The sequence below is a fragment of the Nocardioides exalbidus genome, assembly GCF_900105585.1.
Classification (GTDB): Bacteria; Actinomycetota; Actinomycetes; order Propionibacteriales; family Nocardioidaceae; genus Nocardioides; species Nocardioides exalbidus.
This window is the reverse complement of sequence record NZ_FNRT01000002.1, coordinates 856,614-870,418: the sequence shown is the minus strand read 5'-3', so window position 1 is coordinate 870,418 and position 13,805 is coordinate 856,614. Positions and strand designations below refer to the sequence as shown.

The 13,805-nt window shown below is 71.0% G+C and carries 13 protein-coding genes and 3 tRNA genes; 6 read left to right on the top strand and 10 right to left on the bottom strand.

What is annotated here, in order from left to right; translation table 11 throughout:
* Nucleotides 1–53: 53 nt before the first annotated feature.
* Together BLV76_RS04575 and BLV76_RS04570 are read left to right on the top strand one after the other, a co-directional pair.
* Nucleotides 54–1,619 (top strand): substrate-binding domain-containing protein, encoded by a 1,566-nt coding sequence (locus BLV76_RS04575; protein WP_175539577.1) that lies wholly within the window; start codon nucleotides 54–56, stop codon nucleotides 1,617–1,619.
* Nucleotides 1,620–1,710: 91 nt separating this feature from the next.
* Entirely contained in the window at nucleotides 1,711–2,535 is an 825-nt protein-coding gene (locus tag BLV76_RS04570; protein ID WP_090968070.1) for a phosphate ABC transporter ATP-binding protein, read from the top strand.
* A 74-nt stretch (nucleotides 2,536–2,609) separates the two neighbouring features.
* Here BLV76_RS04570 and BLV76_RS04565 read toward each other — a convergent pair.
* The 5 genes from BLV76_RS04565 to BLV76_RS04545 form a co-directional block, all read right to left on the bottom strand.
* Nucleotides 2,610–2,683, bottom strand: a tRNA-Phe gene (locus BLV76_RS04565).
* A gap of 62 nt (nucleotides 2,684–2,745) precedes the next feature.
* The gene (locus BLV76_RS04560; RefSeq protein ID WP_175539576.1) at nucleotides 2,746–4,083 is read right to left on the bottom strand and encodes a sensor histidine kinase; all 1,338 of its coding nucleotides are present in this window, start codon (nucleotides 4,081–4,083) and stop codon (nucleotides 2,746–2,748) included.
* Nucleotides 4,084–4,215: 132 nt separating this feature from the next.
* Nucleotides 4,216–5,550, bottom strand: coding sequence for a sensor histidine kinase (locus BLV76_RS04555; protein WP_090968068.1), 1,335 nt, complete (start codon nucleotides 5,548–5,550; stop codon nucleotides 4,216–4,218).
* Nucleotides 5,547–6,650 carry a cytochrome P450 gene (locus tag BLV76_RS04550; protein ID WP_090968067.1) on the bottom strand — a complete coding sequence of 368 codons (1,104 nt, stop codon included), beginning with the start codon at nucleotides 6,648–6,650 and terminating at the stop codon, nucleotides 5,547–5,549. The genes BLV76_RS04555 and BLV76_RS04550 overlap by 4 nt, the downstream gene beginning before the upstream one ends.
* 285 nt (nucleotides 6,651–6,935) lie before the next feature.
* Nucleotides 6,936–7,328, bottom strand: coding sequence for a response regulator (locus tag BLV76_RS04545; protein ID WP_090968066.1), 393 nt, complete (start codon nucleotides 7,326–7,328; stop codon nucleotides 6,936–6,938).
* Nucleotides 7,329–7,477: 149 nt separating this feature from the next.
* On the opposite strand from BLV76_RS04545, the gene BLV76_RS04540 reads away from it, so the two are divergent.
* The 3 genes from BLV76_RS04540 to BLV76_RS04530 all read left to right on the top strand — a co-directional run bounded on the left by BLV76_RS04540 (nucleotide 7,478) and on the right by BLV76_RS04530 (nucleotide 8,164).
* Nucleotides 7,478–7,553: transfer RNA gene (locus tag BLV76_RS04540), tRNA-Glu, on the top strand.
* Nucleotides 7,554–7,650: 97 nt separating this feature from the next.
* Nucleotides 7,651–7,724: transfer RNA gene (locus BLV76_RS04535), tRNA-Asp, on the top strand.
* A gap of 86 nt (nucleotides 7,725–7,810) precedes the next feature.
* Nucleotides 7,811–8,164, top strand: a complete 354-nt coding sequence (locus BLV76_RS04530; protein WP_090972313.1) for a metallopeptidase family protein — start codon at nucleotides 7,811–7,813, stop codon at nucleotides 8,162–8,164.
* Between the two features lie 47 nt (nucleotides 8,165–8,211).
* On the opposite strand, the gene BLV76_RS04525 is transcribed toward BLV76_RS04530, so the two are convergent.
* From BLV76_RS04525 to BLV76_RS22000, 3 genes are read right to left on the bottom strand one after another with little or no spacing between them, the layout of a single operon-like run.
* Nucleotides 8,212–8,544 carry a fluoride efflux transporter FluC gene (locus BLV76_RS04525; protein ID WP_090968065.1) on the bottom strand — a complete coding sequence of 111 codons (333 nt, stop codon included), beginning with the start codon at nucleotides 8,542–8,544 and terminating at the stop codon, nucleotides 8,212–8,214.
* A gap of 7 nt (nucleotides 8,545–8,551) precedes the next feature.
* A complete protein-coding gene (locus tag BLV76_RS22410; protein WP_175539575.1) occupies nucleotides 8,552–8,953 on the bottom strand; it encodes a fluoride efflux transporter FluC in 402 nt (133 codons plus the stop codon).
* Complete coding sequence (locus tag BLV76_RS22000; protein ID WP_425433727.1) at nucleotides 8,950–9,891, bottom strand: ATP-binding protein; 942 nt, start codon at nucleotides 9,889–9,891, stop codon at nucleotides 8,950–8,952. The genes BLV76_RS22410 and BLV76_RS22000 overlap by 4 nt, the downstream gene beginning before the upstream one ends.
* A gap of 220 nt (nucleotides 9,892–10,111) precedes the next feature.
* Between BLV76_RS22000 and BLV76_RS04515 the strand changes: the two genes are divergently transcribed.
* Complete coding sequence (locus BLV76_RS04515; RefSeq protein WP_090968064.1) at nucleotides 10,112–11,581, top strand: NAD(P)/FAD-dependent oxidoreductase; 1,470 nt, start codon at nucleotides 10,112–10,114, stop codon at nucleotides 11,579–11,581.
* 77 nt (nucleotides 11,582–11,658) lie between these two features.
* On the opposite strand, the gene BLV76_RS04510 is transcribed toward BLV76_RS04515, so the two are convergent.
* Nucleotides 11,659–12,705 carry an NAD(P)-dependent alcohol dehydrogenase gene (locus tag BLV76_RS04510; RefSeq protein WP_090968063.1) on the bottom strand — a complete coding sequence of 349 codons (1,047 nt, stop codon included), beginning with the start codon at nucleotides 12,703–12,705 and terminating at the stop codon, nucleotides 11,659–11,661.
* Between the two features lie 16 nt (nucleotides 12,706–12,721).
* Nucleotides 12,722–13,795 (bottom strand): phosphatase PAP2 family protein, encoded by a 1,074-nt coding sequence (locus tag BLV76_RS04505; protein WP_175539573.1) that lies wholly within the window; start codon nucleotides 13,793–13,795, stop codon nucleotides 12,722–12,724.
* Between the last annotated feature and the right edge of the window lie 10 nt (nucleotides 13,796–13,805).

Genomic DNA, 13,805 nt, shown 5'->3' with positions numbered 1-13,805 from the left:
AGCACCATCCGAGAAAAGGAACCAGAATGTCTGTTCGCAGGCTCCTCGCGGGCGTGGCCACCACGTCCATCATGGCAACGGCCCTCGCCGTGGCCGCCCCGGCCCAGGCCGACCCCGCCTTCGTCCCCGACGCCGACGACATCGTCGGTGTCGGCTCCGACACCTCGATGTACGCGCTGAGCTACGCGGCCGACGGCCACGGCGGCGTGGCGGGCTACAACGCCGGCGGCGCGGCGCAGCGCCTCGTCTCGTTCGACGCGAACACCGTCGACGCGGCCGGTGCCCAGACCAACTCGACGACCGTCGTGCTCCGCGCGGGTTCGGCCGCGATCACGCGCCCGAACGGCTCGACCGCCGGCAAGAACCTCCTCTACGGCGCCGGCAACAACGCCAACGTGAGCTTCGCGCGCTCCTCGTCGAAGAACTCCGACGCGGAGACCGCCGCCGGCCTCCAGGCCTTCCCGTTCGCGAAGGACACCCTGGCCATGGCCACGGCGACCACCTCGAACGCCCCGGCGACCCTCACCCCGGCCCAGATCGTCGGCATCTACAAGGGTGAGATCACCAACTGGAACCAGGTCGGCGGCACCGCCGGTGTCATCAAGCCGCTCATCCCGCAGCCCGGTTCGGGCACCCGCTCGTTCTTCACCGGCGAGCTCCAGGCGATGAACGGCGGCGTCGCGGTGACGCTGGCCGGCACCGTCACCCCGGTGCAGGAGCACGACGACTCCGCGCTCAAGGGCGACGCCAACGCGGTCGCGCCGTTCTCCGTCGGTCGCGCCGGGCTCCTCGGCACCCTGCGCATCGAGCAGGGCTGGACCGCTGCGCGCGCGCTCTACAACGTCGTCCGTCCGGCCGACGCCGGCAGCTCGTGGGCGCAGGGCCTGTTCGGCCCGTCCGGCTTCATCTGCTCGCCGGCCGCCACCTCGCTGATCCTCGACGCCGGCTTCGAGCAGCTCCTCTCCGCCTCCCAGGGTGGCAAGTGCGGCGTGGCCACCACCACCGCCACCGCCACGAGCGACCTGCTCACGGCCAAGGTGAACACCACCACCGCTGTCGCCGGTACGTCGGCCTCCGCCGGTGCGCTCTCCCTCACCGCCACCATCGGCGGCGGCGGCACGCTCAAGCCGCAGGGCGTCGTCTCCTTCAGCGTCGACGGTGTCGCCAAGGGCAACGGCGTCGTGACCGGTGGCCGTGCCACGCTCAACCTGACGGGCATCGCGGGCGGCGCCCACACCGTCAAGGCCACGTTCGTCCCGACCGGCCAGGCCTTCAACGGCTCCGCCTCCGCCGACACCGCGGTCAACGTCCTCGCGGCCACCCCGGCTCCCACCCAGGCCACGACCACGATCAAGTCGACCTTCAAGAAGTCCTACAAGGCCGGCGACAAGATCTCGGGCAAGATCACGATCAAGTCGTCCGCGGACAGCAAGGCGTCGGGCAAGTTCACGATCAAGCTCGGCAAGAAGGTCGTCGCCAAGGGCAAGGTCAAGAACGGCGTCGCCAAGGTCAAGAACATCAAGGGCCTGAAGAAGGGCAAGAACAAGCTCGTCGTCGCGTACGCCGGCAGCTCGGCGTTCAAGGCCTCGAAGCTGAAGCTGACCATCACCATCAGGTGATCGTCCGCTCGTGATCCGGAGGCGGGCGGCTCGCTGACGGCCGCCCGCCTCCTCCCTCTCCACCCGCACACCCGAGACGAAGAAGAACCCCATGACGCAGACGACGCTGCCGCCCATCCCGACCCACGAGTCGGGCACCGGCCCCGCGGCCCTCGAGGCGCGCGACATCACCGCGTGGTTCGGCAACCACCAGGTCCTCGACCGGGTCTCGCTGACCATGCCGGCCTCGGGCATCACCGCGCTCATCGGCCCGTCGGGCTGCGGCAAGTCCACGTTCCTGCGCATCCTCAACCGCATGCACGAGCTCGTGCCGTCCGCCGCGCTCGCCGGCGAGGTGCTGCTCGACGGTGAGGACATCTACGACCCGCAGAAGAAGCTCACCGACGCCCGCCGCAACATCGGCATGGTGTTCCAGAAGCCCAACCCGTTTCCCGCGATGTCGATCCGGGAGAACGTGATCGCCGGCCTGCGCCTCACCGGCACCAAGATGGGCAAGTCGGCCAGGGAGGAGCTCGTCGAGGAGTGCCTCGTCCGCGGTGGCCTCTGGAAGGAGGTCAAGGACCGCCTCGACAGCCCCGGAGGCGGCCTGTCCGGCGGTCAGCAGCAGCGCCTCTGCATCGCCCGCTCACTGGCGATCAAGCCGCGCGTGCTGCTCATGGACGAGCCCTGCTCGGCCCTCGACCCGACCTCGACCCGCGTGATCGAGGAGACGATGAAGGACCTCGCCCAGCAGGTCACCATCGTCATCGTTACGCACAACATGCAGCAGGCCGCGCGCGTCTCCGACACGTGTGCGTTCTTCCTGGCCTCCCAGGGCACGCCCGGCGTGATCGTCGAGCACGGCGACACCGAGGCGATGTTCACCAGCCCGCGCGACGAGCGCACCAGCGACTACGTCAACGGCCGCTTCGGCTAGGTCGTCACCGCAGGACTCCTCCGGGAGTCGCAGAAGGGCCCCGATCGGGACGCGATCGGGGCCCTTCTGTGCGGTGGGCAGGGGCGGGGTCGAACCGCCGACCTATCACTTTTCAGGCGATCGCTCGTACCAACTGAGCTACCTGCCCAAGCGCGACAAAGCGTACATGAGCGCGCGTCCGGACAGGAATCGGGACCCGTCCGAGGACGACTACGACGGGTCCTTCGTCGCCGCGGCCGGCAGCTCGAGCCAGAAGGTGGATCCGTGGCCGTGGTGGGACTCGCCGCGGACCGCGCCGCCGTCGCGTTCGGCGATGGTGCGGGAGATCGACAGGCCCAGGCCGCTGCCCTTGGTGTCGCGGTCGGCGAAGCGGACGAAGGGCTCGAAGACGTGCTCCATCTGCTCGGGAGCGAGGCCGGGGCCGTCGTCGCGCACGATGATCCGCACCATCGGGCGTCCGCTCTCGCCGAGCAGGCGCTGGGCCGAGAGGTGCACCGTGCCACCGCCGGGGTGGTGGTGGGTGACGGCGTTGCCGAGCAGGTTGGTCAGCACCTGGCGCACGCCGGCGGCGTGTGCCCAGACCGTCACGTCGGGCTCGACCTCGTTGAAGATCTCGACCTCGGCCGTGCGGGCCGGCGTCCGGTGCCAGTGCACGACGTCGGCGACCGCGTCGGCCACCGAGACGTGCTGGCGCTGGTCGTCCTCGGAGAGGGTGCGGCCGGAGCCGAGGAGGCTGTCGACGACCGAGATCAGCTGCTCGCAGGCCCGCACGATGACCGGGCCGTCGCGCAGCATGTCCTCGGCGACCAGCTCGGGGGTGCCGTGCTCGGCGTCGTCGAGGAGGACCTCGCTGTAGCCCAGGACCGCGGCCAGCGGCGTACGCAGCTCGTGCCCGACGGAGCCGAAGAACTGCCGGTAGGCCAGCTGCACCTCGGACCCGGTCTCGATCGCCTCCGCCAGCGCGTGGCGCGACTCCTCCAGCAGCAGGCGGGCCGTGAGTGTCGCGCGGAGCAGGCGCAGGTCGGCCACGGCCTCCTCCGGCCAGTGCCCCGACGTTCGCCTGGCCGCCGACATGCTGCCGAACATCTCACCTCGGGCGAAGAGGGAGGTGGCCGCGAAGCTGCCCACACCGATCCGCTCGAGCTCGCTGCGGTCCTGGGCGGCTTCCGCGGGCAGGAGCTCGCCGTCGACCACGACCACGAGGCCGCTGCTGCGCGCCTGGGCAGACATCCACGGCATGGTGAGGGCCGCCTCCGGTCCGGCACCCGGTGGGGGGAGGAAGGTGATGCTCGATCCCGGTTGGACCCACTCGCGGAGCCAGGCGCGACCACCGAGCCGGATCCACCCGGACGGGTCGTCGGGCGCGAAGCGGGTGAGGGCGCAGACGACCACGTCCGCCCCGGTCGCGCCGAGCAGGTGCCCGGCGACGGCGGCGATGGCGGCCGAGGACGTCATGTCGCCGAGAAGGACGTCCTCGGCCAGGGCGGTGGCCTCGGTGGAGGGAGCGCCGATTCTCGACGTGTCCTGCAGGGCAGCGTGCGAGACCACGGCGGGCGCTCCCTTCCGGTGAGGACGTGACGCGAGGGTGCCCCGGGGCCCTGGTCGATCACGAGCAGTCAGGCCACCTCGTTCGAGGCAGGACTGTTCGTCCGTACCCCGCCAGCCGCCGGACATACGTGATCACGAGCGGCCGGACGGCTCCTCCTCGGGGAGCTCGAGCCAGAAGGTGGATCCGTGGCCGTGGTGGGACTCGCCGCGGACCGCGCCGCCGTCGCGTTCGGCGATGGTGCGGGAGATCGACAGGCCCAGGCCGCTGCCCTTGGTGTCGCGGTCGGCGAAGCGGACGAAGGGCTCGAAGACGTGCTCCATCTGCTCGGGAGCGAGGCCGGGGCCGTCGTCGCGCACGATGATCCGCACCATCGGGCGTCCGCTCTCGCCGAGCAGGCGCTGGGCCGAGAGGTGCACCGTGCCGCCGCCGGGGTGGTGGTGGGTGACGGCGTTGCCGAGCAGGTTGGTCAGCACCTGGCGCACGCCGGCGGCGTGTGCCCAGACCGTCACGTCGGGCTCGACCTCGTTGAAGATCTCGACCTCGGCCGTGCGGGCCGGCGTCCGGTGCCAGTGCACGACGTCGGCGACCGCGTCGGCCACCGAGACGTGCTGGCGCTGGTCGTCCTCGGAGAGGGTGCGGCCGGCGCCGAGGAGGCTGTCGACGACCGAGAGCAGCTGCTCGCAGGCCCGGACGATGACCGGGCCGTCGCGCAGCATGCCCTTGGCGACCAGCTCGGGGGTGCCGTGCTCGGCGTCGTCGAGGAGGACCTCGGTGTAGCCCAGGACCGCGGCCAGCGGCGTACGCAGCTCGTGCCCGACGGAGCCGAAGAACTGCTGGTAGGCCAGCTGTGCCTCGGACCCGGCCTCGATCGCCTCCGCGAGAGCCCGGCGGGAGCGCTCGAGCGTCATGCGTGAGGTGATGGCGGAGTTGAGCAGCTTGAGGTCGGCGACCACCTGGTCTGGCCACTCTCCCGCGGTCCGCGAACCCGCCGACATGCTGCCGTACATCTCACCGCCGTGCGTGTACGAGAATCCCGCGAGGCTGCGGACGCCGATGCGCTCCAGCTCGAAGCGATCCTGCTCCGCCTGGGCCGGCAGGAGTTCGCGGTCGACGAGGACGGCAGGCGCCGACCGCACGTGTTGGGAGAGCCACGGCATGGTCAGTGCGGACTCGGGTCCGGCTCCGGGGGGTGGAGCGACCCGCAAGTCGCTGTCCGGTCGGGTCCACTCGCGCACCCAGGCACGTCCGCCGAGCCGAACCCAGCCCTCCTCGTCCTCCGGGGCGAAGCTGGTGAGGGCGGCGATCACCGCCTCGACGCGCGGGCTGGTGAGGAGGTGGAGCGCCGTGCGGCCGATCGCCTCGTCGACGCTGATCGCTCCAGCGAGGATGACCTCCGCGAGTGCCGCGGCCTCCTGGGACGCGGGACCGCTCGCCGTGATGTCCTGCAACGTGGCGGGCGGGTTCACGACGGCACCTCCCTCCTCGTCGCCACGCTGAAGCGGCAGGGCAGCGGGGCGATTCCCCGACTCTGGTCGATTGTGGCGCGCTCGCTCAAGGAAATATCAAGCAGCTGGCCCCACGCCGCGAGATGTGTGAGCTGTGCCATGCCCAGGTTGCGTCCGGGACAGGCGTGCGGGCCGGCGCCGAACGGCAACCAGGCGCCAGGACGCCGGTCGCCCTCGTGCCACCTGTCGGGCCGGAAGGCCGCGAGGTCGCCCCCCGGCACCAGCTCGTCCAGGCGGCCGAGCAGCAGCGGGCTGACGAGGACCAGGGAGCCGGCAGGCAGGGACGTGCCGTCCACGTCCACCTCCCCGGTCGCGACCCGGGCGGTGATCCAGGTCGGCGGTGTCAGGCGGAGGGTCTCCCACACGACGTGGGTGGGGTCTGCATCGGGGACGTCGGCTCCGGCGAGCCAGGCGATGAGGAAGGCACCGGCCGCGATCGGGACCTGGATGCCGGCGGCGAGGAGCGCGGCGAGCTCGCCGGCCGGCTGGACGCGTCCCGGCAGCGCGTCGAGGGCGACCTCGAGCGCCGTGCGGGCGGCCTCCTCGGTGCGCCGCGTCCGGCTCCAGCGACGGGGCGGACGACGGGCGGCGATCACCGGGCCGAGGGCATCGATCCAGGCCAGCGCCAGGTCGCCGATGCGGTCACGCTGTGACTCGTCGACCGAGGGGAGCACGGCGGCGGTCGTCGAGCGCGCGACCGGACGTCGCAGCAGCTCCATGGCGTCGTACGGCCTGCCGGGTGCGGCGCGATCGTGCTCGTCGAGGGCCAGGCGCCACTGGCGTGCGAACACCTCGGTGCCGATCGCCACCTGCGCGGGCGCCACCGGCGCGAAGACGCTGTGGCCCGAGCGGGTGTCGCCGACGCTGCCGGAGAGGTCGCCGCTGCGGCTGACGTCCCCGGGGAAGTCGAAGTCGGAGGGGGTGGCCAGGACCTGCCTGACCAGCTCGGGGGTGGTCGCCAGCCACGGCCCTCCGGGGCTCAGCCGGACGAACCCGGAGCGAGGGGTGGAGAGGACAGCGCCGAGCCGGCCGCCGGCCGACTCGACGCTGTCCAGGTGCATCACAGTGCGTGAGTCACGTGAGGTGAATCACCCGGTGTTCAGCCGCGCGGCGGGGCCGGACGCCACATGTACATGGACTGCATGGCGTTGGCGTTGCGCTTGGCCTCGATGCGGGTGCGGATGCGGTTCATCATGATTCTTCTCCAGGGGGTTGAGTTGGCACGCGCCCGATCGGGCGCGCCCGACACCACCCGGAGGCCGGTCCCGTTGGTGCGTTCAGGGTCGGTCACGGACTCCGGAAGCGTCACGGAGCATGTACCCGATTGGTGCGTTCAGGGACCGGGTTCAGAACTCCGTGTCGCGAAGTGTCTCGCTAATCAGATCAGTCAATTGCTGAATGCGCAGCGGCTTCTGCATGACTGACTTGATTCCGAGCTCCTGGAGGACCGCCCGGTGCTCGCCCGCCCAGGCGCTGATGACCACGATCTTGAGGTCCGGAGCGACGTTGGGGTGGGCCCGCAGCCAGCGCACCACGTCGACGCCGTTCATGCGGGGCATGGTCAGGTCGAGGAGCATGACGTCGAAGGTCTCGCCCTGGAGCGTCTCCACGGCCTCCTGCCCGTCGCTCGCGGTCGAGGCCACGTGGCCCGCACGCTCCACGAGACGGCAGAAGACGTCGCGGATGTCCTCGTTGTCGTCGACCACGAGGAAACGAAGCTCACGCGGCTTCTCTGTCATGGGACAAGATTAGTAAACATGGCGGTCAATGTTCGCATCGTCTCGGAACTGACATGCCGTCCCAGTACCCAACACGGGCGGGTTGGGAGCGTGGGCCGCGCTGGCCCTATGCTGGTCGGCGCCCGACCGGGTGCTTCCCGGCCGAGCGGGCCCCCATCGTCTAGCGGCCCAGGACCCCGCCCTTTCACGGCGGTAGCGCCGGTTCGAATCCGGTTGGGGGTGCCACCGGACCGGGTGGGCACGCCGATTGGGTGCCGCAGAACAGCATGGGTTAGAGTTCCGACGCTTCACCAGCACGACCAGCAACACCCCAGCACCACATGGCCCCGTAGCGCAGTTGGTTAGCGCGCCGCCCTGTCACGGCGGAGGCCGCGGGTTCGAGTCCCGTCGGGGTCGCAGGAAGAACAGGGTGGGCCTCCAGGCCCGCCCTGTCCTGCATTTCGGGCGCGTTCGCGTTTCCCACGCCTCCCTACGCTGTGGCCATGCCGATCGACCTGGACCCCGCTGCGTTCGACGCGATGGTCGACCGCGCCCTCGACGGCCTCCCGGACGACCTCGCGGCGCTCGTGGACAACGTCGTGGTGCTCGTCGAGGACGAGGCGCCCCCGGACGACCCGGACCTGCTGGGCCTCTACGACGGGCTCGCGCTGACCGAGCGACAGGCCAACCACGCCGGCATGCTGCCCGACCGGATCCTGCTGTTCCGGGGACCGTTGCTCGACATGGCCGACACGGAGGAGGACCTCGAGGAGGAGGTCCGGATCACGGTCGTGCACGAGGTCGCGCACCACTTCGGCCTCGACGACCAGCGCCTCCACGAGCTCGGCTGGGGATAGCCGGACGCGTCTTGACGAGCGTCCAAAGATTTTACCTTTTCAGTGGGCTAGTCCACCGCGGTCCCGAGGGCCCATCCGGCCGCGCAGGCCCCGACGGCGAGCACGGTGGTCGCCGCGACGTAGGCCCACCGCAACCGTCCGCGGTGGTCCACCGACTGCACGGCGAAGGTCGAGAACGACGTGAAGCCTCCGCAGAAGCCGGTGCCGAGCAGCGCCCACGCCCGGTCGCCGAGCGCGAGTGCCCCGAACACCCCGAACAGCGCCGACCCGAGGACGTTGACGAGCAGCATGCCGGTGGGGAACCGGGCGTCGAGCCGGGACAGCACGAAGCGCAGCGGAGCGCCGACGGCGGCGCCGATCGCGACGAGGAGGGCGGTCACTGCGTGCTCACCGGAGCGCCTCCTCGGGCTCGGGCCGGTGCGCGAGCCGCTGCCCGACGGCCGCAGCCAGCAGGCCGGCGCCCAGCGTGACGGCGAGGTAGGTCCCGGCGAGCGCCACGTGCCCGTCGTCGGCGAGGGACCGGACCTGGCCCACCCACGCCGACACCGTGGTGAACCCGCCCAGGACGCCCGGCCCGAGGAAGGCCGCGACCCGGTGCGAACGGCGTACGGCACCGAGCGCGGGCAGCGCGCCGAGGAGGAACGCGCCGACGACGTTGATCGCCAGCGTCGGCCAGGGCAGGAGCGTGCCGGGTGCGGCGGAGTCGATCGCGAAGCGCAGGACGGCACCGAGCGCCCCGCCGACAGCGACGACGGCCAGGTCCGCGGTGCGCAGCGGGCGCGCGCTCACCCGACCCGGCTGGTCGACGACGACGTGGTGCGGGAATATCCGGGCCACGGCTGGGCCGACCGGCCGTCGAGCTGGTGGATGAGCTCGCCGAGGAGCCAGTTGTGGAGCGTGCGCTGGGGGCCGGTGCGCGCCATCGAGAGCAGTCGCTCGGCCCGGCAGAAGGCGTCGGCGACGTCGAACATCTCGGTCATCGTGACGAAGATCGGTGCCGACTCGCGCATCATCGGGAAGGTCAGGTCGACGCGGGGCAGGCCGCGGTCCTGCGCGTCGCGCAGCTGGGTGCGGTAGGTGTCGGGGAACTGGCGCTCGAAGTTGGCGAACATCGAGGTGAGGTCGCCGGCCAGCGGGTAGTCGGACTGGTGCGAGAGCGAGAGCAGCCGGAGCTCGCGGCGCAGCTCGTTGTACTGCCGGCCCAGCGCCGAGTAGAGCGCGACGTCGACGCCGAGCAGCTGCACCTCGACCGCGGCGTCGCTCGTGGGCTCCGGGCCGGTCTCGTCGAGGTGGTCGACGACCCACTCGGCGACGACCTCGTCGGTCATCTCGTCCGACGGCTCGAACCAGACGACCTTGCCGTCGGCCTCGATGGTCGCGCCCCAGGCCACCGCGCACTGGGCGACCATCGCGAGGCCGCGGCCGAACGTCAGGAGCAGGTCGAGGTCGTCGCCGTCGCGGGGAGCCGGCAGGGCCGGCGGGAGGGGCGGGTTGGTGGACCCGTCGACCACCTCGATGCGTGGGTGGCTGGCGGTGCCGCGGACCCGCACCTTGAAGGGGGCGGTTGCGTGGAGGATCGCGTTGGCCACCAGCTCGGAGACGCCGAGCTCGGCGCACTCGACGAGGTCGGCCCGCTCGAGCTTGCGGCACACGTCGCTCACCCAGCGACGCGCGTCAGCCGCAGCGCGCGGCGACGAAGCCAGCGTCAACTCTGAGCTCAGCGGCACCGGGACTCTTTTCAGAGGGGGGTGGACTGGACAGTCCGGTGGATCTCTCGGTACCCATGGGACTGATGGTTCAAACCTCGACGACACCATAGTTCTTCGAGGCCCCGCACGGTGTCGTGTGAGCAACCAGACGCGCCCGCGTTTCGCAGTCACGCAGGGTCAGGAGGACAATGGTGGGAGCAGCACGACGAGTCCCGCACGACGACAACAGGAGAGCCCCATGACCACGACGCAGACGCCCCGCCACAAGGTGGTCGTGATCGGCTCAGGGTTCGGTGGTCTCTTCGGGACGAAGGCGCTGCGTCGTGCCGACGTCGAGGTGACGATGATCGCCAAGACGACCCACCACCTCTTCCAGCCGCTGCTCTACCAGGTGGCGACCGGCATCCTCTCCGAGGGCGAGATCGCCCCGCCCACCCGCGAGGTGCTGAGCGGCCAGGACAACGCGAAGGTCATCCTCGGCGAGGTCACCGCCATCGACCTCGAGGCGAGGACGGTCACCTCCCGGGTGCTCGGCCGCGACACCGTGACGTCCTACGACTCGCTGCTCGTCGCCGCCGGCGCCAGCCAGTCCTACTTCGGCAACGACCACTTCGCCGAGTTCGCCCCCGGTATGAAGAGCATCGACGACGCCCTCGAGCTGCGCGGTCGCATCTTCGGCGCGTTCGAGATGGCCGAGCTCGGCGCCACCCGTGGCGAGAACGTCGACCACCACCTCACCTTCGTCGTGGTCGGCGCCGGCCCGACGGGCGTGGAGATGGCCGGCCAGATCGCCGAGCTCGCGCACAACACGCTCCGCAAGGACTTCCGCGCGATCAACACCCGCGAGGCCCGCGTCGTGCTCGTCGACGCTGCGCCCCAGGTGCTGCCGCCGTTCGGCGCCAAGCTCGGCGAGAAGGCCCAGAGCGAGCTCGAGAAGCTCGGCGTCGAGGTCATGCTCGGCGCGATGGTCACCGACGTCGACGAGCGCGGGCTCGAGATGAAGTTCAAGGACGGCCGGGTCGAGCGCATCTCCAGCGTCACCAAGATCTGGGCCGCGGGCGTGCAGGCCAACCCGCTCGGGCGCACGCTGTCCGAGCAGACCGGTGCCCCGCTCGACCGCGCCGGACGCATCGCGGTCAACCCCGACCTGACCCTGCCCGGCCACCCGGAGGTCTTCGTCGTCGGCGACATGATCGCCCTCGACAACCTCCCCGGTGTCGCGCAGGTTGCCATCCAGGGCGCGAAGTACGCCGCCAAGGAGATCAGGAACCGCGTCGAGGGCAAGCAGCCGCAGGGCCCGTTCAAGTACTTCGACAAGGGCTCGATGGCGATCATCAGCCGGTTCCGCGCGGTCGCCATGGTCGGCAAGGTCCGGCTCAGCGGCATCCTCGCCTGGCTGATGTGGCTCAGCGTCCACCTCGTCTACCTGACCGGCTTCAAGAACCAGGTCTCCGCCCTCATGCGGTGGGCGATCACGTTCGTCAGCAACAACCGCTCGGAGCGCACCACCACCGAGCAGCAGATCTTCGCCCGTGCGGCGCTCGCCAGGCTCCGCGGCGGTGCGGCCGACCTGGTCTCCGACCCGGGCATCTACGACGCCACCCGGGCGATGCTCGAGGAGACCCGCCGCCAGGAGCTCGAGGCAGCCGCGATCCGCGAGGCCGAGCTCACCGACTCCGGCGTGCGCGGCGTGCACGAGGTCAGCTGACCCCAGCCCGTCGGGCCACAGACGCATCGACCTCCCCGGGATCTCCCGGGGAGGTCGTGTCGTCTGGTGCGAGGGGCTCAGCGTGCTGGGGAGACCACTGCGCGGCCGGCAAGCTCACCGGCGATCAGCTTCTCGTAGGCCAGCGGGGCCTCGTCGAGGCTGAAGAGCTCGACCTGCGGCGTGATCTTGCCGGCGCGGTACAGGTCGACCACCTCGTGCAGCTCCTCGACGGTGCCCCAGTAGGTGCTGGTGAGCTCGACCTCGTAGGGCACGCCGTAGAAGTTCCAGTCGTAGCTGCCGTTGCCGATGCCGACGACGGTCACCCGGCCCTGCAGCGCGACGACCTTCATCGCCAGCTCGATGGTCGGGGCGATGCCGACGAGGTCGAAGACCGCGTCCACGCCGCGACCGCCGGTGAGGGCGCGGATCTGCTCGGCCTGGTCCGGGCCGCTGTCCACGGTCAACGCGCCGTTGGTGGCGGCGCGCTCCATGGCGGCGGGGTTGGAGTCGGTGGCGATGACGGTGGCGCCGGTGAGCGCGCTGATGATCTGCACCGCCAGCTGGCCGAGTCCGCCGAGGCCGATGACGAGGGCGTAGGTGCCGCCGCCCGCGAGCTTCGGGAGCGACTTCTTGACGGCGTGGTACGGCGTGAGGCCGGCGTCGGCGAGCGGCGCGGCGGCGACCGGGTCGGCGTCGCCGAGGGGCACGAGGTTGCGGGCGGGGACGGTGACGTACTCCGCCATGCCGCCGTCGCGGCCGAGGCCGATCGCGAGGTAGGGCATGGTGGCGGCGTTCTCGCAGTAGGTGTCCTGGCCGCGGGAGCAGGCGCGGCAGTGGCCGCAGCCGGTGGGGCCGTACACGAGGTAGGCGTCACCCTTCTCGAAGCCGCTGACGCCGGCGCCGAGCTCCTCCACCCAGCCCGAGGTCTCGTGGCCGAGCGTGAACGACGGGCGGAGCTGGGCCGGGCCGAACTCCTCGTCGAACTCGGTGAAGACCGCGACGTCGGAGTGGCACGCGCCCGCACCGGCGACCTTGAGCAGCACCTCGCCGGGACCCGGCACGGGGCGCCCGGTCTCGACCAGCTCGGGGGAGGACTTGTAGGCGTCGAAACGAAGACTCTTCATGTTTCAACTATCTGCCTCAGGGGGCCGGGTCTCCAACACGTGTGGGTGTGATGCTCGCGATATCCGGCGCCTCGTCGTCGATCGGACGCTGGCCCGTGACGCGTGCGGCGACCTTGTAGGCGACGATCGCGATGGCCGCGCCCGCCACGTCGTCGGCGATGTAGTGCCAGCCGAAGTAGAGGGTCGCGATCACCGTCAGCACGAAGTTGACCCAGAAGGCCGTCCGGATCGCCTTGCTCCGGATCGTGGCGCTGGCCATCAGGGCCCACAGGAGTGCGATCGCGGTGTGCAGGCTCGCGAAACCGGCGACGCCCTGGTAGTCACCTCCGCCCCACAGGAAGCCCTGCCGGGAGTAGACGAGCGAGTCCATCAGGTCGGAGGCGCCGGTGGTGGCCAGGTCGCTGGTGAGCCAGGGGTACATGATCCCCGGGCCGAGCGTGGGGAGCACGTAGTAGGAGACGGCGCCGAGCGTCCAGGCGATGCCCTGCGCGGTGACGAACCACCAGCCGAAGCCGATCCGCGACCACACCAGCCAGGCGGTCACGAAGATGGCCACGAGCGGGATGTAGGTGAGGTAGACCGCCGACAGGACGTGGGCGGTGAGGTCGGTGCCGAGCACGTCGTGCAGCAGCGTCGACGGGTCGTGGCCGAACAGCAGGAACCGGTCGAGCAACCTCAGCTCCCGGTCGTACTTCTCGTCGTGCAGCAGCGGCAGGAGCGACTTGAGGTTGCGGTAGGAGACGTAGACGACGTAGAAGCTCGAGATGCCGACGACGACGAGCTGCAGGCGCGCGCGGGTCCAGTGCGTGCGCGCCCGGTGGACCACGGCGTCCCACGTGCGTCCCGGGTGGAGCCGACCCTGCCAGAGGGCCTGCGGGACCAGGTCGAGCACGATCGCGGATGCGCACAGCACGGGCAGGCGGACCCACGACGGGCCGAGGAAGCTGCCCTCGGGGTCGGCGATCGGTCGCTCGAGCAGTGCGCTGGCGAGGAAGGCGGCGCCGCCGATGATCGCGGCGTTGACGACGACGAAGGCCCAGACGGGGAGTCGCGACAGTGTTCCGGGTGCTGTGGCCGGGGGCGGTGACATGGACATGCGG